Below are 20,148 nucleotides of genomic sequence, written 5' to 3' on the forward strand. Positions count from 1 at the left end.
TGTTTAATTTTAGAGGGGCGGTAAGTAAAAAAGTGAAAATTCTTCATATAATAACACAAAAACCAAATAGTACGGGTAGTGGAATATACATGTGCGGTATGATAAAAGGGTTTGAAAAAATAGGTCATGAGCAAGCTGTAATTGCAGGTATAGATGTTAATGACAATGTAAACTGTTTTTCAAGTGATATAAGTTTTTATCCAGTAAAGTATAATTGTGGAGAACTAAATTTTCCTGTTGTAGGAATGAGTGATTCTATGCCATATGAAAGTACTAGATATAGAGATTTAAATGTAGAAATGATAGATAGATTAAAACATCAATTTAAAATAAATATAGACAGAGCTATGGAAGATTTTAAGCCAGATATTATAATATGTCATCATTTATATCTTTTAACAGCATTTGTCAGAGAGATTGTGAAAGATATTAAAGTTATGTCTGTTTGTCATGGGACTTGTTTAAGACAGTTAAATACTATAGATTTAGAAAAAGAATATATAATATCAAATATAAAAAAATTGGATTTAATATTTGCTCTTCATAAAAAGCAAAAAGATGATATTGTAAAGACTTTTGGAGTAAGTGAAAGTAAAGTAGTTGTGATTGGCAGTGGATACAATGATAGTGTATTTTATGATAAAAATTATAAAATGCAAGGTGATAAGATAAGGATAGTGTTTGCAGGGAAGATATGTAAGTCAAAAGGGTTGATTCCATTTATAAAAGCTATATCTGGACTAATATATCGTAAAGATTTAATAGAAGTCAATTTTGCAGGGACAGGAAGTGATATTGAATCTTATAATGAGATTGTTAAGCTTGCAAATCAATCTCCATTTAAAATGAATTTCCTAGGAAAATTAGACCAAAGTGACTTAGCGGAGTTATTTAATAAGTCACATATATTTGTATTACCATCGTTTTATGAAGGGTTACCAGTTGTAGTTTTAGAGGCTTTATCATGTGGGTTAGATGTAATTACCACTGATATTCCTGGTGTTAGAGAGTGGATTGGTAGCCAAATTAATGATTCTGGCAAGATAGAATATGTAACTCTACCTTCTATGCATGGAGAAGGTATTCCAAATGAAGAAGAGTTATCTATATTTGAGAAGAATTTATATAATGCAATGGACTCTAAAATACAGTATCTATTATCCAATTTAGAGAAAAGGTCATTTGCAGATATGTCAAAAAAAACATGGGACGCTTTAGCTTATAGGATGAATGAAGTTATTTTAATGGATGAGATGTGTGTAATTTAGAGTGATTTAAATTATAAAAAAAGTGTAACTATTTCTACACTACTTTTAAGCAAATTTATATTATACTAATACTAAATATATTTATTTTGAGGGAGGTAATTTATGAAGTTTAGTAAAAGAATATTAGCATTAGGTATTTCAGCATTATTATTAAGTGTTAGTTTTCCAACATCAGCAAATGCACTAGATAAAATCGAAAATATCAAGGGAACGGATAAATATGAAACAGCTGGTATTATTTCTGATAAGCAAGATTATACAACAGCTGTACTTATCAACTCGGATTCTACGATGGTCGATGGTATTTCTGCTAGTGGTCTTGCAGGGGTAAATAATGCAGCAATTTTATTAACTAATAAGAATGATATACCAGAAGCCACTTTACAAAGGCTTAATAGAGTTACTAAGATATATATAATAGGTGGCGAAAATACTATAAGTAAAGATGTAGAAAAAATGCTACTTATGAGAAGAATGCAGGTTATAAGAATTGATGGAGTAGATAGAGTAGATACAAGTTATAAAATTGCAGCTGAAATAGAAAAGATAAAGAGTAGTGATAAGACGTTTTTAGTAAATGGATTTAAAGACGAGGCTGATGCAGTAAGTGTTGCGTCTGTTGCATACAGAGATGGTGCTCCTATTTTATTGACAAAGGATATAGCTTCAGCAGAAGAAGATACAGATTTAGACCCATGGTTTGGTGTTTCACCTGTTCCAGTATATGCTATTGGAGGAAAATCTACACTAAGTGATTATATAGTAAGTAGATATAGAGCAACTAGAATTGATGGTAGTGATAGATATGAAACTAATAAGAATGTAATTAAGAAGTTTTATAATGAAACAAAAGAGTTTTATGTAGCAAGTGGAGATGATTTAGTTTATGCTTTAGTTGCTTCACCAATGGCTAAAAACGCTCCTGTTGTTTTAGTTTCAGACAAAAGCGATAAGAGTATATTAAATAATGCTAATAAAGTTACTGCAATAGGTATAAATGATAATAAGGTTATAGAGCAATGTTTAGAAGCTACAAAATAATAAAATGTTGTTAGTAAAATGAATACATAATATATAGTAAAAGTCAGTATAATGCTTATATTTTAGTGATATATAATGTATAAATGTTAAACTATATGAATCTTCTAGTTGATTTTATGATAAAAATCAATTAGAAGGTTTTTTTATTAAAATTATGTATCAAAATTATATACTAAATTGAATTGTATATGTTAAAAAAGAGTACGTGAGCTATTCATATATACGAATCAATTATCCTCATAAGTGAAAAGGTGAATGGAGTCATACACAAAACTGTATGACAATTCCATCCTATCACGTTTACATCAAAAAAGAAGATATGATGCCTATTTTTTATAAAGAATAAATCTCATAAGAGTTATCTTCTTTTAGCTTTTCTAACCAAACCATTTCTAAAATATCTAATTCTTCTAAGTAGTCTTTTTTAGTTTTGTTATCATCGTGTTTTATAAGTTCTAAAATTTCAAATGTAAATGTTTTTTCTCCATATTTTTTCCAATCATTGTTTAAATCTCTTACCATACATGACCCAGCACCAAGTTGAAATTTGAGGGAGTTAAACTTGCTTTTTATGTCATTGCTCTTTCCAAGGTAAATCTTTTTAGTAGTATCATTTTTTATCATAAATACACCAATGTCAAATTTCATTTCCTTATATAGTTGTTTTAATTCACGTTTTCTATCCATTTTCTTAGTACCTCTCTTTATAATTAATATGTAATATGTAATATGTAAAATTATTTATATATTACATATTATTATAAAGAGATTAATTTCAAATGTAAATAGATTTTGATAAAATTAATTATAAGTTTACTATTACTTAGTATCAATATCTAGGCTAATTAGAGTTATTATATGACTTAATATTATATAAAATTAAAAGAAGAGTTGACATGATGAAAATTATAGAATAAACTAAAAATGTAATAGTTAATAAATATTAACTATTACATTCAAAGGAGGCTGTTATTATGAATAAAAATATAGAATTAATTGGAAACTTTGCAAGTGATTGGATTCGCTATAGTGATTATGAATATAAAATTACTGAAGAAGATGAACTGTATATAGTACCAACAGAAGATGCTGTATTTACTATGTACAATCCATTTGATGTTGCAGCTGAAATTATAGTAGATATAATTCGCATAGGACAAGAAGCATTACAAGAGATATCAAAAGAAACTAAAGAAATGAGATTAAAAAAAGAAGTACTTGAATTTGTAAAGAAATATGGGTTGTTAGGATTAATTTATTCAAGTGTATATAATAGAGATATTGTTGGTGAAGAAAGAGTACTGATGATTGAAAAGAATTATATTACAAAAGAGAATATATTGAATACTGATGAGTATGTAAATATGTTCATCCCATTTGCAAGTGATGAAGATGTATACTTTAAAAAATATAAACGAGGTATAGATGTATCAAAACGAGAGGAATCACCCAAGTTTTTTGGAAAAAGACCATTGATTTTAGATTTAGTATTTTCAAGGTTTTATACAGAACAATTGGATTGGATTGTAAATTTTGCTAAGGATATGTGTAGACATTTTAATCAAATTTGTGTCTATAAAAACATGTCTAACCTACTAACTGAAAGTGTGACTATTATGTCTGGAGGGTTTAACCCTCAAAAGATTGGATTTTCTATAAGTCAATTAGATAAACCCACAATTGCATGGGAATTTAATTCTTTAAAAACAGCTATTGAAACTATATATGCATTTGCAATTACAAGTGAACCTGCATCTTTAAATAAATGTAAGTATTGTGGAAAGATTTATATACCTACAAATTCTAAATCTCAATACTGTTCACCTTCCTGTAGAAATTGCTCAAATGTAAAGAAAAGCAGAAGTAGAGCTAAAAAAGATAAGTAAATTAATATATCATTCTTTAGATTTTAATTATAAATAACTATTAAATTGATGAATAGTTATAAAAAATATATCTGAGTAATGATATATTTTTTTTATTGAAAAATTTAATTAAAATAGTAATTTTGAGTTGACAAAAACTACTTATAATAATATTATTATAAGTAGTTCTATAAGTTAATAAATATACTAATTTAAATATAACATAAAATAAATTAAAAGTCAATAGAAAAAATAAAAAAGGAGAATTTTAAAATGATATCACCTATTATTTTGAGTTCTATGCATCAAAATTTAAAGGAAATAGAAAGAAATGAATTGCTTGAAACCAATAAAGAATCTAAGTGTTATGGTCTAGTACTTTCCGAAGCGGATGTAAAAGATATAATAACTTCAAGAAATGATACTTTAAAGGGATATGGAAGAATAGAATTAGATATAAAAGTTACAAAACAATTAATAGAAAACATATATACATCACAGTTTACGAATATGGATGATTATTTAGAAATTATTAATGATATGCAAGAAATCTTTTATTACTTAAAAAATGAAACAGATGATAAAATTTGTGATGATGAAATTATAGAAATACTTGATGAACTTTATGAAAAATTTACAGGGAATATGGATAATGTAAGGGGAGAAGCAGAGGAATTTGCAAAAAAGTTTAAATTTGGAGAAGTTTAATCTAATGAGAGGGGAAACTTACTATGTCAAATAATAATCTAACCAACATCAATATAAATGAAAATAATCTAATAAAAAATCAATATGCAATATCTCTACTTAAAGAATGTATGGATTGTAAAGTAATAAATGAGAGAGAAGTATATAACATACAACAGGAAATATCCTTAATTCTTATAGATTTAATTAAAAAATATACAAATGGTCAAAGTACATCAGTAAAGACTGAAGTTGCTGAAAAATTATTGCTTTCAATTTGGTATTCTATTGATGCATATGTAAGTAAACTTGAAAATATAGAAAAAAGAGTTGCAGAATTGACGTCTAAAAATATTAAGTATGTATACTTAGAAGGCATTAAAATTCTTGAATATGATTTACTTGAGTTAGAAAAATTTTATGAAGTAATGAAAATTAGAAAATTAGACACTAATTTAATGGCGTATAATGATACTTTAATGGAACTGTCTGGTTTCTTTAAAAACTATAGTATAAAATTTGAAGCATATGATATTCCAGTGAGTATAGATTATCCATTGGCATTAGATGATATGGATATTCAAGGAATTTATTATGTGAAAAATTATATTGAGAGTATGGATATAGAAAATAGATTTTGTAATTTATTTAGAAAGAAAGATAGAGAAAAATTGTTTTATGATTATGGAATAACTTATAAAATAGATTGTGATGTTATACTTATAAATTTATTTGAACTTATTATAAATAACTCTATTTTCTCTACAATTTTAGGTAATGAATCAACTAATTTGAAGATTTCAGAATATGAATATGAATTTTTAGAAAAACAATTTAAAAACATATACAATCATACTTTTGAAGATGAAATTAAGCAATATGAGGAAAATAATGTAGTTGAATTTATTGAAGAAAGTAATAGTTTTGATTTTAATAATTCTGAAGAGCTAAATAAAGAAAGTATAATAAATGAAAAAATAGTTTTATTGCTTGAAGAAGCAATTGATGTTTTGATAGAAAGATTAAATATAGAAGATGAAGCCATGATAAAATACATAAAAGCATATGAGAAGATATTTATTGAGTCTGTACTAAGTTCAATAAAAAGTGGCACTTTTAAAAGTATGATAACTGTAAGTAAGAATGAAAGTGAACCTTTAGAAAAGTATATTGTTGATGATGAAAATAAATTAGATGATGAGTCATTTAGAGCGATATTCAATGCTGTACTAGAGAGTACTTCTATAATTGAAAAAATAAAAATAATAAAGGAAAATATCAATGCAAAAAAAGACTTTATTGATATTCTTGAATCTGAGTGCTTATTTGGGGATGATTATCTAATGCTATTTGCTTCATTAAGTGAATTTGAATTGGAAATACTAGGAAGTGTAGTATTTTATGAAGATATGAGAATGGAAGAAATTAATTTATTAGAACTATTACTAAACAAAAATAATGAAACTACACTATGGAAAAGAGAGTACATTGAATTTATGAAGAAAAAAAATAAGGAAAAAATACATTGTATAGAAGAATATATAAATCAAATTAATTAACAAAAAATTGTGAATAAATAGAATGTTAGTATATAATATAATTTATAAAGCATATCAAAAATACATATCTGTGGAGGAGACTATGAAAGAGTATATTATAAATAACATTGAGGAAATAAGAGAAGAATTAATTGATTTATCTAAAAAAATATGGGAAAATCCAGAATTAGCTTTTGAAGAAAAGTATGCAAGCAGTATTCAAAAGGAATATCTAAAGTCAAAAGGATTTGAAATTGAAGAAGTAGACAATTTACCCACTGGATTTATAGCGAGTTTTGGAGAAGGTAAGCCCGTAATTGGAATACTTGGCGAATATGATGCTTTGCCAGAACTATCACAATCTGTGAGTACAGAAAAAAATCCATTGGTAGAGGGAGAATCTGGACATGGATGTGGTCATAATTTATTGGGTGTAGCAGGTGTAGGAGCAGTCGTTTCTATCAAAGAACTTATGGAAAAAAATAAATTTAATGGAACAATAAAATATTTTGGTTGTCCTGCTGAAGAAGAAGGTGGAGGAAAGACTGTAATGTGTGTAAATGGATGTTTTGATAATGTAGATTGCGCATTTACATGGCATCCTTTTGATATAAATGGCACATGGAGAGGTGGAAGTCTGGCAAATTTATCTGCTAGATTTAAGTTTAAGGGAATAACAGCACATGCAGCTCAAGCCCCTCATAATGGTAGAAGCGCATTAGATGCTGTTGAACTTATGAATGTAGGAGCAAATTATTTAAGAGAACATGTAATTGACTCTATAAGAATGCATTATGTTATAACTAATGGTGGAGGAAGACCTAATGTAGTTCCTGGTTTTGCAGAAAGTTGGTATTTTATAAGAGGTAAAAAAGCAAAGGATGCAGAGAATGTTCTTGATAGGCTAATAAAAGTGGCACAAGGAGCAGCTATGATGACAGAGACTGAAATGGAGTATGTAATTACTGATGGGATTTATGATTATATACCAAATCAGTGTTTAACTGATTTAGTATACGATAATATGATTCTTGTTGGAACTCCTAAAACTACTCCTGAAGAAGAAGAATTTGCAAAAAAATTATGTGCTACTCTTACTAAGGATGAGAGACTAGGTGTAGCTACAGCATTCCAAGACGATAAATCTATTGTGGACAGTTATATACATCATGGTATAGCTGATGGAGCAGAAGATAAGGGATTAGCTGGTTCTACTGATGTTGGAGATGTAAGTTATGTGATACCAGTAGCTCAATTTGCAATGGCAGCATGGCCTGTTGGTGTGGCAAGCCACACATGGCAGTCATGTGCATCAGCTGGTTCAAGTATAGGATTTTCAGCTATGATAAATTCAGCTAAGGTATTGGCTTGTAGTGCTTATGATGTATTTATGAATACTAAGATTATTGATGAGGCAAATATAGAGTTTGAAAAATCATTAGATGGACAAAAATTTAAACCATTGGTATAATCTTGGTAATAAAAATATTTCTGGGGGGAATAACTATGAGAGAACAAGTTGAAAAAGTACTTGAACAAAAGATAAAACCTGTATTACAAAGAGATGGTGGAGATGTAGAGCTTATAGATGTAAATGAGAATGGTGTAGTTTTAGTTAGATTACAAGGTGCTTGTAGTGGATGTCCAGGAGCAACTATGACAATAAAAGCTGTTATTGAAAATGTTTTGGTAAGCGAAGTTCCAGGAGTAACTCAAGTGTTAGGTGTTTAATAAATTTAAATTATACATAAGGATTTATTAAGCTGTGTAAAAGAGTAAGTAAAACATTATAGATATATATGAAAAAGTGTGTAAGTGTATATTCATTTTCTTACACACTTTTTTTTATTTATTATCCAGCCATACCAATAAACATACCTATAAAGTATGGAATTAACCAGATAGTCCATACAACTATACTAAACTTATGGAAGAATTTTTTCTTATCTTCATCGTCCTTATACAAAACAAAAGTAGCCCAGCCTGCATGAAAAAGCATAAGCACAATTGCTAGGAGACCAGTTATACTATGAAGATTTTGGGACAATACAGACTTCACTTCAAAAGCGTGGCTATTAGCTATATTACTCATTGTAAATGTTCCTAAAGTATCAAATATTAAACCAAGCCAAAATATAATTACATGTTTCTTTTTTAAAATTTTAGCTTTTCTTTCTCCAAATACACCTATAGTGTAAAAAATTAAAGCTGATGTTATAAACACTATTGCAAGTATTAATTTAGAACTCATAATTATCTCTCCTTTATTTTTGCTAATATATTTCTAAGATTTTTTACTAATTCATTTAATTCTTTTTCATCACAATTTTTAAAAATACCATCAAAGCTTTCTTGCATTTTACTTTTAAAATTTGTGGCGAATTCAAGTCCATCCTCTGTAAATTTAACATATGTATTTCTCTTATCATCATATTTTTTGAACTTTTCTACATATCCAAATTGTTCTAATCTACTGATTATACCTGATACCGTTCCTTTAGCTAAAGACATCTCATCGCATAGTTGTGAAATTGTTAGTTCTTGATTATGAGCTATTAGCTTTATAACTATAATCTGTTGATGTGTTAATCCATTTTCCTTAAAATTTTCCTCTACTGTGTACATTGTTTTAGAATAGAGTTCTTTTAGAAGCATAGCTATTCTAAAACAATCATAATTAGTTTTCAATAAAATCACCTCTTAGATAGTTTGCATAGAAACTAATATAATATAGTTTCAGTAAATAGTCAATATAAAATTTAATAATTATGTAATAAATAAGAGATTAGTAATATCATAAAAATTTAATTTTAGGTAAAAATAAAACAATTTGATGAAATTTTAACAATTTTTCAAAAGTTTGTTTACACACAACATAAATGATGCTAAAATTGGTTTATAGATAAATATTTAAAATTTAACTTTTATTTAATGATAATAAAACCACGAAGGTTTAAACGTCGATTGACGCTTGCTTTTGGTGGTTTTTTTTATTGCAACAAAAGGGGGAATAGGGGTTTGTTAAAGGATATAGTTAAAAAGTTGTTGCAGTTTATTTTAGTAATGTTTTTATTATCTTTTGTGGTTTTTTATATGGCAAGACTTGCTCCAGGAGACCCATTAATTTCTTACTATGGAGATGGTGTAGAAAGAATGAGTACTCAAGAAAAAGAAAATGCTATGAAAAAACTTGGTCTAAACGAACCAATATACAGTCAATATATAAAATGGATTTCAGATGCATCAAAAGGAGAATTTGGGATTTCATTTAAATATAAGCAAAATGTTACTTCTGTTATAAATGATGTTTATATAAATACTATCATATTAGGTGGTTCAGGATACATACTTACCTTTGTTCTAGCATTACTTTTAGGAATTTTTTGTACATTGCATGAAGATAAGCTTATAGATAGGGTTATATGTAAACTAGGTACGATAACCAATTGTATTCCATCATTCTGGGTTGCTTTAGTACTTATACTTATATTCAGTATAAATCTAAGTATACTTCCAAGTAGTGGAGCTTATTCAATGGGAGAGGAATATAGTATATCAAGTAGGATATCTCATTTAATATTACCTCTTACAGTACTTATATTGAGCCATTTATGGTATTACACATATATGATAAGAAATAAATTGCTAGAAGAAATAAGAGAAGATTATGTATTGCTATGTAAAGCAAAAGGTTTAAACAATAGAACCATTGTTTTTAAGCATTGCCTGAGAAATATAATGCCATCATATATAAGTATCATGGCTATTTCAATACCTCATATATTAGGAGGAACTTATGTAGTTGAAAAGGTTTTTTCTTATCCAGGGTTAGGAACTCTTTGTTTTGAGAGTGCAAAGTATCACGATTATAATATGTTATTAGTTTTATGTCTAATAACAGGAGCTTTAGTGGTATTTGGAAATATGCTAGCTCAAATTATAAACAATAAAATAGACCCTAGAATGAAGTACGATAGAGGTGATAACAATGAAGCCGCAATGTAGTGATTTTGAGATTGTAGGAGAAAATTATATTTCAGTAGTAAAAGATGAACAAATAGAAATAAAAAAAACTCTGTTTGAAAAATTTAAACAGTTACCATATATATCAATCATAATTTTATCCATTATAGTTATTGGAAGTGTATTTTCATCTTTGATAATGACACATGAGCCAACATATATGGATTTAGTAAGTTCTAATTTAGCTCCAAGTAAAGATTTTTTCTTTGGAACAGATTCAATGGGAAGAGATATATATTCTATGATATGGTATGGAGGAAAAATATCTTTATTTATAGGAATATTTTCGACAATAATATCAACTATTATAGGAATTGTTTATGGTAGCATAAGCGGTTCAGCATCTGAGCTTGTAGATGATGCAATGATGAGATTTACAGAAATCATACTTAGTATACCATCAATATTAATTATAATATTTGTACAAGCGATACTTGGGAATTCAAATCCAATATCTATGTCCATAGTAATAGGGATAACAAGTTGGATGAATATATCTAAGATTGTAAGGACTGAAGTTAGACAAATAAGAAATAGTGAGTACATACTAGCAGCTAAAAGTATGGGTGGAGGATTTTTATATATATTAAAACAGCACTTACTTCCAAACTTTGTCGCATCAATAATGTTTATGGTAGTAACAAATATAGGTGCAGCTATTGGAACTGAGTCAACACTAAGTTTTTTAGGAATTGGTTTGCCAATAGAAATTGTTTCTTGGGGAAGTATGCTATCTTTATCAGAAGAAGCACTTCTTTCAAATAGATGGTGGATTATCCTAATTCCAGGTATATTTTTAGTTACTACATTGGTCTGTATAACTAATATTGGTAATTATATAAGAAAGAGCAATAATAAAAAATCAAGTAATTTATAAATCAGCGTTTTAAGTGTTAAATAAGCAAATACTAAGGTATTTGAAATATCTATTTAAATAAATGGGGTCAAAGCTTTAAAAAATATTTATTATTAAAAGCAAAAGGGGGAGCATCATGAAATTAAAAAAATTAAAAGTTTTAAGTCTAGTAATGATACTTAGTCTAATGGCAGGCTGTTCGAGTGCAGGAAATGGGGACAAAAAAACAGATAAACCTAAAGATGGTAAAGTACTTGTTTATGGAAGTAATGACTATACAAGTATAAATCCAGCACTATATGAACATGGCGAAATAAATTCATTGATATTTAATGGATTAACAGCTCATGATGAAAATAATAAAGTAGTTCCTTGTCTAGCAAAAGATTGGAAATTTGATGAAGCAACAAATACATATACTTTTAATTTAAGAGATGATGTTAAGTGGCATGATGGAGAGAAATTTACAGCAAATGATGTTAAATTCACAATGGAAACTATAATGAATCCAGACAATGCTTCTGAAATAGCATCAAATTATGAAGATATAACAAAAATTGATGTAATTAATGATACTACTATAAAAATTGCTTTAAAAGCACCAAATACAGCAATGCTTGATTATTTAACAGTTGGAATATTACCAAAACATGCATTAGAAGGTAAAGATATAGCTACTGATGGATTTAATCAAAAACCAATAGGTACTGGACCATTCAAACTTGAAAAATGGGATAAAGGGCAAAGTATAACACTTGTTAAAAATAGTGATTATTTTGTAAAAGAGCCAGGACTGGATAAAGTAGTATTTAAGATTGTACCAGATGACAAAGCTAAAGCAATGCAATTAAAATCAGGTGAATTAGATTTAGCACAAGTAACTCCTAAAGATATGTCTAATTTTGAGAAAGACGAAAAGAATTTTAAAGTAAATATAATGAAAACTGCAGATTATAGAGGTATACTATATAACTTCAATTCTAAATTCTTTAAAGATGAAAAGACTAAAGGATTACCAAATGCTTTAAGTTATGCAATAGATAGAAAAGCAATAGTTGATAGTGTATTATTGGGTCATGGTGTAGCCGCATATTCACCTTTACAAATGGGACCATATAATAATCCTGATATAGAGAAATTTGAATATAATCCAGAAAAGGCTAAGCAAGAAATTGAAAAATTAGGTTGGAAGTTAGGTTCTGATGGAATATATGAAAAAGAAGGTACTAAATTAGCTTTTGAAATAACAGCTGGCGAAAGTGACCAAGTTAGAGTTGATATGGCTAAAATATGTGCACAACAGCTAAAAGAAATAGGTGTTGATGCTAAAGCTGTAGTTGTAACTGAAACAGATTGGGCTAATCAAGATGCGCACTTAATCGGTTGGGGAAGTCCATTTGACCCAGATGACCATACATATAAAGTATTTGGAACAGATAAAGGTGCAAACTACAGTGCTTATTCTAATCCTACTATAGACAAAATACTTCAACAAGCAAGAGAAACAGAAAATAAAGATGAAAAATTAAAGTTATATAAACAATTCCAAGTAGAGATGACTAAAGATATGCCATATACATTTATTGCTTATATAGATGCTATATATGTTGGAAAACCAAATATAAAAGGTTTAACACCTGATACAGTTTTAGGTCATCATGGTGTAGGGATATTCTGGAACATAGCTGATTGGACAATAGAATAATAGTTAGATTAATTAGAAACCTTAGGGATGAAATATATCCCTAAGGTTTGAATAGCATAGGGGTTGATGGTTTTTGGAACATTTATTGGAGGTTAATAATCTATCTGTAAGCTTTAAAATAGAAGAAGGCGAAGTACAGGCTGTGAGAGATGTGTCCTTTACCCTAAAAAGGGGTGAAACACTAGCTATAGTTGGAGAATCTGGTTGTGGAAAATCTGTATTATGCAAAAGTTTGATAAAGATACTTCCATATAATGGATATATCAAAAGTGGAGAGGTTCTATTTAAATCAAAGGACTTAGTTAAAAAATCTGAGAAAGAAATGGAAGATATTAGAGGAAGAGATATATCAATGATATTTCAAGACCCTATGACATCTTTGAATCCAACCATATCAATAGGAAAGCAAATAACTGAAGCTATAGTAATCCATCAAGGCATAAGTAAAAGTGAAGCTAAGAAAAGAGCTATAGAGCTTATTGAATTAGTTGGGATAGATAATCCTGAAAAAAGATTTAAACAATTTCCGCATCATTTTTCAGGAGGAATGAGGCAACGTATAGTAATTGCTATAGCACTAGCTTGTAATCCAGAAGTATTAATTGCTGATGAGCCTACAACAGCCTTGGATGTGACTATACAAGCTCAAATAATTGACTTAATAAAAGAACTACAAAATAAAATAGGCTTATCAATAATATTTATAACTCATGATTTAGGTGTAGTTGCAACTATGGCTGATAGGATAGCAGTTATGTATGCAGGTAAGATTGTAGAAATAGGAACAGTAGAAGATATATTTTATGACCCTAGACATCCATATACTTGGGGATTATTAGGTTCATTACCTACTTTAGATTCACAAGAAGATTATTTGTATAATATACCTGGAATGCCTCCAAATTTATTAAATCCTCCAAAGGGGGATGCATTTGCAGTAAGAAATAAAAATGCTCTTAGGATAGATTATGAAAAGGAGCCACCAATGTTTAAAATTAATGATACACACAGTGCAGCAACTTGGTTATTGCATCCAGATGCACCTAAAATAAATATACCAGTTAGGGTAAATGGTGGAAGGGTGATTTCTAATGAATAAAGAAAAAATACTAGAAATAAAAAATTTAAAACAATATTTTCATTTGGATAAAAGTACTATTGTAAAAGCAGTTGATGATATAAGTTTTGATATATATAAAGGAGAGATATTTGGTTTAGTAGGAGAATCTGGTTCAGGAAAATCTACAACTGGTAAAACTATAATAAAGTTACATGAGCCTACTGGTGGAGACGTAATTTATAAGGGAAATTGTATCTCAGATAAAAAATCATATAAATTTGTAAAAAAAGATGTAAATAAAAGTATGCAGATTATTTTTCAAGATTCTACTTCATCATTAAATCCTCGTATGACAATTGGAGATATAATTTCAGAGCCACTTAAAATTCAGGGTGTCTGTAAAAATAAAGCAGAAAGACTGGATAAAGTCTATGAGATGTTAAATTTAGTGGGACTTGATAGAAGCTATGCAAATAAATATCCTTCTGACTTTTCAGGTGGGCAAAGACAACGTATTGGTATAGCTCGAGCTCTTTCAGTAGACCCAGAGTTTATAATAGCTGATGAACCGATAGCCTCTTTAGATGTGTCTATACAAGCACAAATAGTAAATTTATTTAAAAAATTACAGAAAGAAAAGAATTTAACTTGTTTGTTTATAGCGCATGATTTATCTATGGTGAGACATATTAGTGACCGTATAGGAGTTATGCATAATGGAAAATTAGTAGAATTAGCGAATTCAGAAGAGTTGTATAATAATCCTATACATCCATATACAAAGTCTTTACTTTCTGCAATTCCTATTCCTGACCCAAGATATGCTAAGGTAAGAAATAGAGTGGAATATAATTATAGTATGTATAATTGTTCAAGTGATGAGTTATCAAGTTGGATTGAGGTTTCAGATGGTCATTTTGTATATGCTTCTAAATCAGATATAAATAAATACCAACAAAATTTAAAAGTTGTTTAGTGTAAAAACCATTCTAGGTAAGAGTTGCTTATTTAGAGTGGTTTTTATGTATGTAAATTTATGTGTAAAAGTGTAAGCTTTAGAACGTTCCCTTTAATTATTATCTTTAAAAATTTTATGATTAAAGTGTTAGCAAGTAGCATATTATTTTATAAAGGTTTATATAAAATACTTAAAATTGTTCTATATTTTGTCTTTAAATATATTAATATTAAAAAATTTACACTTTTAACAGGATTTATGTAAGTGTTTATAGAAATAAATAAGTATGTACATAATACATAATTATTTTTTATAATTCTAAAATAAAAGAATGGAGAGATAGCTATGAAGTGGAGAGATTATGCTGATGATGTAAACTTATTTGAGGATTTTGATAGAAGTATCAAACCTCTAACTGACGAACAAAGAAAGAAAAATATAAACACTTTAATTGCATATTTTTCAAAAGAAGTTCCTTCTAAAATATACAATTTATCAAATGATGAAATCAAGCCTAGAGATATACTTAGAGGACTTCTTAATGTATATCCACCAAAAGAAATTGCTCCAGAGATACTTAGTATGTTACATAACTTATTGTTAATTGAATGTGAAGAAAGAGAGTTAGTAGATGTAAATGATATAGAAGAAGTTGAGGAAGGCATTGCTATATGGAGAGGCAATATAACTAATTTAAAAGCAGATGCAATAGTAAATGCTGCAAACAATAAGCTATTAGGATGTTTACAACCATTACATTTATGTGTAGATAATGAGATACATTCATGCGCAGGTCCTAGACTTAGAGAAGATTGTGATAAAATAATAAAAAAACAAGGACATTTAGAATATACAGGAGATGCTAAAATAACTAGAGGTTATTGTCTACCTGCAAAATTTGTAGTACACACTGTTGGACCTATTGTATCTGGTGGTCAGCCAAGCAAAGAACAGGAAAAACAATTACTACATTGCTACAAATCATCTCTAAATACTATAAGAGAAATTGATGAAATAAAGAATATCGTTTTTTGTGGTATTTCTACAGGGGTATTTGGATATCCAAAAAAAGAAGCAGCTAATCTTGCTGTAAATAGAGTGAGATTATGGCTAAAAGAAAATCCTGAGAAAAATTTAAAAGTTGTATTTAATGTATTCACAGAAGAGGAAGAAGAAAAATATAGAAGAATATTTAGATAGCACTTGCCAATAAAGTATCTAGTAATATTTATTAGATAAGGCAATAGCTTATAAATATTAATGATTGATAAAATATAATTTGTAATTTTAGTAGATTAATAGGTATAATAGAAATCATAAGAGTAGTATAAGTAGCGATTGTATTACTTTTAAAAAACAAAATATAGGAAAATTAAATGGTAAATAAATATGAAAAATAGTTTTAAGAATTATATTAGTTTAAGAAATAAGGTAATAATTGTATCAGTTGTATTTCTGTTAATACCGTTAATCATATCGTATATATTTGGCAAATTGGTGTACGATAGTTCAGTTGGCTCAGAACAGTTAATAAAAAAAGAAGATGTATTAAAAGTATTTTCTAAGAGGAAAGATAAGCCCTTAGATAAATTGAAAAACTACAAGACAGATGAGCTGATGATACAAAGCTCTAATAATTACAAACTTGAAAGTCTTTTTATGAATTCAAATATAAAAACAAAAAATACTATTATAATTGTTCATGGAATGGGAAGTAATCACTATGAAATGCTAAAAATAGCATATGAATACTTAGATAAAGGTTATAATGTATTGATTTACAATCAAAGAAATACTGGTAATAGTGGAGGCGACAATTATACATTTGGTCTTTATGAGAGATATGATTTAGATAGTATAGTTAAGTTTGTAAAAAATAAATTCCCAGATGGTAAATTGGGAATCCATGGATTTTCTATGGGTGCAGGAACAGCTGCTATGCATACAGCTATAAACTCAGAAAGTCAAGAGGTCGATTTTTATATATTGGATTCTCCATATTCTGAAATGAAGGATGCCATTAGAATGGGAGTAATAGAAAAACATATACCAAATGTATTAGTAAATTATGTCGTAGCATGTGGGGATGTGTATAATAAATTTAAATCTGGATTTTGGTATAGTGATGTAGAACCATATAAGGCAATCGAAAAGAGTAATGTTCCTATACTATTTATACATGGAACAAAAGACACTGTTTGTAATTATCAAAATAGCCAAACCATGTATGACTTAGTCAAGCATAATAAAAAAGAGCTATGGCTCATAGAAGGTATTGAACATGTTGCTGGATATGACTCTGATAGTAGAGCATATTTCAATAGAATTTTTAGGTTTATAGATAGTAGTATTATCAATTAATAGAAATTAGTTGTATATTTTAATAGCTTATTTATTTTATTACAAAATAAATAAGCTATTTTTCATATTAAATACAAATATTTAATATGAATTAATTGATTATGAAAATGAAAATAACTACCAATTAAATTCACCTGTACCTCAAATAAAAGAGTTAGTATTATATACAATAAAATCTAACGAAAAGAGAGGTAGTATATATGAAAAACAAAAATAATAAAGAAAAAGGCATGTTGAATATGAGAGTATTAAGAGTTTTGGGATTACTATTAATATTTTTTGACTATACAGGAGATACTTTAAATTTTTATAACTTTTTTGCTAAACCCTTAGTATCAGGAAGTTTATATCAATCAGGAGGAGCTGATTATATAGTATTATTGTTATTTGTTACAGAATGTGTATACTTAGTTGGAAGATACATATTAAAAGTTAAAATAAATTGGAGTGAAGTTATTGAAAATGAAAAAGATAATTTTATTAATAATTTATTAGTTGAGAAGATACAAGAAGAAAGCAACTTTGTATATAACCTATTAAACTCATTTATTTTACCGCATGTATACAAGATAGGAAAATTATTCATATCAAAAACACATAATACGTTAATCTACATTAAGGAAAATTACTATTATGTAAATATATATTAATATATTTAACTATTTAGTATATTGAATTTTATATGTGGCTACCAAAATGAACAATATAGGTTTTTATGATAGACTGAATTTTTTGATGTACGTTTTTGGCATACATAAAAATCGCAATTTACTTTACAATTAATTTATAAGTCATGTAAAAATAGATTGCGATTTTTATTTTTAAACTTCTGCTATGATTTTGCCTGTGTCAATCAAATCATATCCACCAAGACCTTGAAGTTCGGCCTTAAATTCAGATGAATTAATTATACTAATTATAGTTTGGTAGACAGGGTTTTTCAAGTCTTCTTTTTTAATAACCAAATCATAACGTTCCTTGTGAAGAGGAATAAAGTCAATATTGTTTACTTGTAGAGCAGCTTTTTCATTGCCTAATCCAACATCAGCTATACCACGAGAAACCTTGCTTGCTACACCTAAATGCGATAATTCTTCATTATAATAACCATTTATATCAGTGCCATTAAAATTTAAAAGTCTAAGTTTGCCATCAAGCAAAACTCTAGTTCCAGCCCCTTTTTCTCGATTTACAAGTGTTATATTTGGTCTGGTTAAATCATTCCAACCTTTTATTTCCTTAGGATTTCCTTTAGCAACATAAAAACCTTGCATTCTATATGCTAGATTTATAAGTACACATGGGATTCCTGGCAATAGTTTTTTAACAAAAGTACTATTATATTCGTCTGTTTCAAAATCCCATAGATGGGATGATGCTATAGAAACCCTGCCATTATATAATTCATATAAAGCATTATAACTTCCTATATAAGAGCGAAATGTATTTACTCTATCTAATCTTTTTTCAACAGACCTAGCTAAAATGTCTAATATTACATCTTGACCAGAAATAATAATTTTACAATTATTATCAATATCTATATTTTTATTGTTAAAATGTGTATCTTTAATTTTACCAGTTTTTTGATTGTTGATATATTCTTCGACATCTTTAATATCAACTCTTATTTTTTTACCTACTTTGTAAGAAGGAAGTTCACCTCTTTTGATTAATTCATATACAGTATTTTTTGTTATCTTTAATAATTCAGCTACTTCAACAGGTGTCAAAGATGATAATGAGTCCATAATCCACCTCCATATAAGGTTATTTTAACATTAAAAAAAGAAAAATGTAGAAAAATATTTAAAAGTAATATAAATAATTTACTTGAAAATTTATTAGCAGGTATATATAATTAAGTTATACATAACAAAACGTGATAAAACATGATAAAACGAATTAAAATATGTATCAAATTTACAAAAAGGGAGAGTATTATGAAAAAAATATTGGGAATATTAGGATTAGTTGCATGTTTAACTTTGGGGACAGTTGGATGTAGTAGTAAAGAAAGTCCAAAAGATGATAGTAAAGAAGAAAAAACAAATAAAAGCAGTGAGACAGTAGAACTAAACATATCTGCTGCTGCAAGTTTAAAAGAAGCAATGGCAAAAATTGAAGAAGAATACAAAAAAGTTGATTCCAATGTAAAGCTTACAGTTAACTATGGAGCATCAGGTTCACTTCAACAGCAAATAGAACAAGGTGCACCATGTGATTTATTTATTTCAGCAGGTCAGAAACAAATGAAAGCTTTAGATGAAGAAAAGTTATTAGTTTCTGATACTATGAAAGATTTAGTTAAAAATGATTTAGTTCTTATTTCTTCAGCTGATAGTGATGTATCTAGTATGAAAGACTTAACTACAGATAAAGTAAAGAAAATTGCAGTTGGAGAAGCTGAAAGTGTTCCAGCAGGTAAATATGCAGATGAAGTATTAACTAATTTAAATTTAAAAGATACATTAAAAGATAAATTGGTGTTTGCGAAAGATGTAAAAGAGGTTTTAGCATGGGTGCAATCAGGTAATGCAGATGTTGGATTCGTTTATTTTAGTGACACTGTGAATAATGATAAAATAAAAGTAGTTGAGAAAACAGATGAAAAAACTCATTCACCTATTACATATCCAGTTGCAGTAATTGAAGCTAGTAAAAATGCAGATGCTGCTAAGAAATTTGAAGAATTCCTGTTGAGTGATGCAGGACAAAAGATTTTTGAGGAATTTGGATATAAAAAAGTAGAATAAGCTTACAAATAATTTATATGTAATTAAAAA

20 protein-coding genes are annotated in these 20,148 nt (G+C 28.0%); 16 read left to right on the forward strand and 4 right to left on the reverse strand.

The genetic code is table 11. From position 1 onward, the window contains the following. Positions 1 to 32 precede the first annotated feature (32 nt). On the forward strand, positions 33 to 1,268 hold the full coding sequence (locus tag IC758_RS04575; protein WP_227855399.1) for a glycosyltransferase family 4 protein: 1,236 nt from the start codon (positions 33 to 35) through the stop codon (positions 1,266 to 1,268). Positions 1,269 to 1,370: 102 nt separating this feature from the next. Continuing rightward, positions 1,371 to 2,309, forward strand: coding sequence for a cell wall-binding repeat-containing protein (locus tag IC758_RS04580; protein ID WP_227433339.1), 939 nt, complete (start codon positions 1,371 to 1,373; stop codon positions 2,307 to 2,309). Positions 2,310 to 2,642: 333 nt separating this feature from the next. Here the strand turns inward: IC758_RS04580 and IC758_RS04585 are convergent, their stop codons facing one another. After that, positions 2,643 to 2,996, reverse strand: coding sequence for a GIY-YIG nuclease family protein (locus IC758_RS04585; RefSeq protein WP_227433338.1), 354 nt, complete (start codon positions 2,994 to 2,996; stop codon positions 2,643 to 2,645). Between the two features lie 287 nt (positions 2,997 to 3,283). On the opposite strand from IC758_RS04585, the gene IC758_RS04590 reads away from it, so the two are divergent. The 5 genes from IC758_RS04590 (at position 3,284) to IC758_RS04610 (ending at position 8,130) form a co-directional block, all read left to right on the forward strand. Next, positions 3,284 to 4,195 carry a recombination protein NinG gene (locus IC758_RS04590; protein WP_227856071.1) on the forward strand — a complete coding sequence of 304 codons (912 nt, stop codon included), beginning with the start codon at positions 3,284 to 3,286 and terminating at the stop codon, positions 4,193 to 4,195. 252 nt (positions 4,196 to 4,447) lie between these two features. Then, on the forward strand, positions 4,448 to 4,882 hold the full coding sequence (locus IC758_RS04595) for a DUF6323 family protein (protein WP_227433336.1): 435 nt from the start codon (positions 4,448 to 4,450) through the stop codon (positions 4,880 to 4,882). Between the two features lie 23 nt (positions 4,883 to 4,905). Beyond that, positions 4,906 to 6,420: a DUF6179 domain-containing protein gene (locus tag IC758_RS04600; RefSeq protein ID WP_227860791.1), complete on the forward strand. Its 1,515-nt coding sequence runs from the start codon at positions 4,906 to 4,908 to the stop codon at positions 6,418 to 6,420. An 82-nt stretch (positions 6,421 to 6,502) separates the two neighbouring features. Further along, positions 6,503 to 7,870: a M20 family metallopeptidase gene (locus tag IC758_RS04605; RefSeq protein ID WP_227433334.1), complete on the forward strand. Its 1,368-nt coding sequence runs from the start codon at positions 6,503 to 6,505 to the stop codon at positions 7,868 to 7,870. 35 nt (positions 7,871 to 7,905) lie between these two features. After that, on the forward strand, positions 7,906 to 8,130 hold the full coding sequence (locus IC758_RS04610; protein ID WP_227433333.1) for a NifU family protein: 225 nt from the start codon (positions 7,906 to 7,908) through the stop codon (positions 8,128 to 8,130). Between the two features lie 121 nt (positions 8,131 to 8,251). Here the strand turns inward: IC758_RS04610 and IC758_RS04615 are convergent, their stop codons facing one another. After that, positions 8,252 to 8,650, reverse strand: coding sequence for an HsmA family protein (locus tag IC758_RS04615; protein WP_227433332.1), 399 nt, complete (start codon positions 8,648 to 8,650; stop codon positions 8,252 to 8,254). Between the two features lie 2 nt (positions 8,651 to 8,652). Next, positions 8,653 to 9,087, reverse strand: coding sequence for a MarR family winged helix-turn-helix transcriptional regulator (locus IC758_RS04620; protein WP_255605859.1), 435 nt, complete (start codon positions 9,085 to 9,087; stop codon positions 8,653 to 8,655). A 330-nt stretch (positions 9,088 to 9,417) separates the two neighbouring features. Here IC758_RS04620 and IC758_RS04625 point away from each other — a divergent pair, with 330 nt between their 5' ends. The 8 genes from IC758_RS04625 to IC758_RS04660 all read left to right on the forward strand — a co-directional run bounded on the left by IC758_RS04625 (position 9,418) and on the right by IC758_RS04660 (position 18,012). Then, the gene (locus tag IC758_RS04625) at positions 9,418 to 10,404 is read left to right on the forward strand and encodes an ABC transporter permease (RefSeq protein WP_227433331.1); all 987 of its coding nucleotides are present in this window, start codon (positions 9,418 to 9,420) and stop codon (positions 10,402 to 10,404) included. Then, the gene (locus tag IC758_RS04630; RefSeq protein ID WP_227433330.1) at positions 10,388 to 11,299 is read left to right on the forward strand and encodes an ABC transporter permease; all 912 of its coding nucleotides are present in this window, start codon (positions 10,388 to 10,390) and stop codon (positions 11,297 to 11,299) included. Before IC758_RS04625 ends, IC758_RS04630 begins: the two co-directional genes overlap by 17 nt. A gap of 115 nt (positions 11,300 to 11,414) precedes the next feature. Then, positions 11,415 to 12,983: an ABC transporter substrate-binding protein gene (locus IC758_RS04635; protein ID WP_227856068.1), complete on the forward strand. Its 1,569-nt coding sequence runs from the start codon at positions 11,415 to 11,417 to the stop codon at positions 12,981 to 12,983. A gap of 73 nt (positions 12,984 to 13,056) precedes the next feature. Next, complete coding sequence (locus IC758_RS04640; RefSeq protein ID WP_227433328.1) at positions 13,057 to 14,082, forward strand: ABC transporter ATP-binding protein; 1,026 nt, start codon at positions 13,057 to 13,059, stop codon at positions 14,080 to 14,082. Next, positions 14,075 to 15,019, forward strand: coding sequence for an ABC transporter ATP-binding protein (locus IC758_RS04645; protein WP_227433327.1), 945 nt, complete (start codon positions 14,075 to 14,077; stop codon positions 15,017 to 15,019). The genes IC758_RS04640 and IC758_RS04645 overlap by 8 nt, the downstream gene beginning before the upstream one ends. 327 nt (positions 15,020 to 15,346) lie before the next feature. Further along, positions 15,347 to 16,201 (forward strand): protein-ADP-ribose hydrolase, encoded by an 855-nt coding sequence (locus IC758_RS04650; protein ID WP_227433326.1) that lies wholly within the window; start codon positions 15,347 to 15,349, stop codon positions 16,199 to 16,201. Between the two features lie 189 nt (positions 16,202 to 16,390). Further along, positions 16,391 to 17,362 carry an alpha/beta hydrolase gene (locus IC758_RS04655; RefSeq protein WP_227433325.1) on the forward strand — a complete coding sequence of 324 codons (972 nt, stop codon included), beginning with the start codon at positions 16,391 to 16,393 and terminating at the stop codon, positions 17,360 to 17,362. Between the two features lie 200 nt (positions 17,363 to 17,562). Beyond that, positions 17,563 to 18,012 carry a hypothetical protein gene (locus IC758_RS04660; protein WP_227433324.1) on the forward strand — a complete coding sequence of 150 codons (450 nt, stop codon included), beginning with the start codon at positions 17,563 to 17,565 and terminating at the stop codon, positions 18,010 to 18,012. 171 nt (positions 18,013 to 18,183) lie between these two features. On the opposite strand, the gene IC758_RS04665 is transcribed toward IC758_RS04660, so the two are convergent. Next, positions 18,184 to 19,113: a helix-turn-helix transcriptional regulator gene (locus IC758_RS04665; RefSeq protein WP_227860792.1), complete on the reverse strand. Its 930-nt coding sequence runs from the start codon at positions 19,111 to 19,113 to the stop codon at positions 18,184 to 18,186. A 192-nt stretch (positions 19,114 to 19,305) separates the two neighbouring features. Between IC758_RS04665 and modA the strand changes: the two genes are divergently transcribed. Further along, positions 19,306 to 20,118 carry a molybdate ABC transporter substrate-binding protein gene (modA, locus tag IC758_RS04670; protein WP_227433322.1) on the forward strand — a complete coding sequence of 271 codons (813 nt, stop codon included), beginning with the start codon at positions 19,306 to 19,308 and terminating at the stop codon, positions 20,116 to 20,118. Positions 20,119 to 20,148 lie beyond the last annotated feature (30 nt).

Source organism: Clostridioides sp. ES-W-0016-02, assembly GCF_020641035.1.
Lineage (GTDB): Bacteria > Bacillota > Clostridia > Peptostreptococcales > Peptostreptococcaceae > Clostridioides.

Bases quoted from the DNA above. Each gene is read 5' to 3' on its own strand.
- IC758_RS04660 (WP_227433324.1), top strand. From the start codon at position 17,563: ATGAAAAACAAAAATAATAAAGAAAAAGGCATGTTGAATATGAGAGTA.
- IC758_RS04605 (WP_227433334.1), top strand. From the start codon at position 6,503: ATGAAAGAGTATATTATAAATAACATTGAGGAAATAAGAGAAGAATTA.
- IC758_RS04590 (WP_227856071.1), top strand. From the start codon at position 3,284: ATGAATAAAAATATAGAATTAATTGGAAACTTTGCAAGTGATTGGATT.
- IC758_RS04615 (WP_227433332.1), bottom strand. From the start codon at position 8,650: ATGAGTTCTAAATTAATACTTGCAATAGTGTTTATAACATCAGCTTTA.
- IC758_RS04635 (WP_227856068.1), top strand. From the start codon at position 11,415: ATGAAATTAAAAAAATTAAAAGTTTTAAGTCTAGTAATGATACTTAGT.
- IC758_RS04645 (WP_227433327.1), top strand. From the start codon at position 14,075: ATGAATAAAGAAAAAATACTAGAAATAAAAAATTTAAAACAATATTTT.
- IC758_RS04630 (WP_227433330.1), top strand. From the start codon at position 10,388: ATGAAGCCGCAATGTAGTGATTTTGAGATTGTAGGAGAAAATTATATT.
- IC758_RS04595 (WP_227433336.1), top strand. From the start codon at position 4,448: ATGATATCACCTATTATTTTGAGTTCTATGCATCAAAATTTAAAGGAA.
- IC758_RS04655 (WP_227433325.1), top strand. From the start codon at position 16,391: ATGAAAAATAGTTTTAAGAATTATATTAGTTTAAGAAATAAGGTAATA.
- IC758_RS04585 (WP_227433338.1), bottom strand. From the start codon at position 2,996: ATGGATAGAAAACGTGAATTAAAACAACTATATAAGGAAATGAAATTT.
- IC758_RS04580 (WP_227433339.1), top strand. From the start codon at position 1,371: ATGAAGTTTAGTAAAAGAATATTAGCATTAGGTATTTCAGCATTATTA.
- modA (WP_227433322.1), top strand. From the start codon at position 19,306: ATGAAAAAAATATTGGGAATATTAGGATTAGTTGCATGTTTAACTTTG.
- IC758_RS04650 (WP_227433326.1), top strand. From the start codon at position 15,347: ATGAAGTGGAGAGATTATGCTGATGATGTAAACTTATTTGAGGATTTT.
- IC758_RS04600 (WP_227860791.1), top strand. From the start codon at position 4,906: ATGTCAAATAATAATCTAACCAACATCAATATAAATGAAAATAATCTA.
- IC758_RS04665 (WP_227860792.1), bottom strand. From the start codon at position 19,113: ATGGACTCATTATCATCTTTGACACCTGTTGAAGTAGCTGAATTATTA.
- IC758_RS04610 (WP_227433333.1), top strand. From the start codon at position 7,906: ATGAGAGAACAAGTTGAAAAAGTACTTGAACAAAAGATAAAACCTGTA.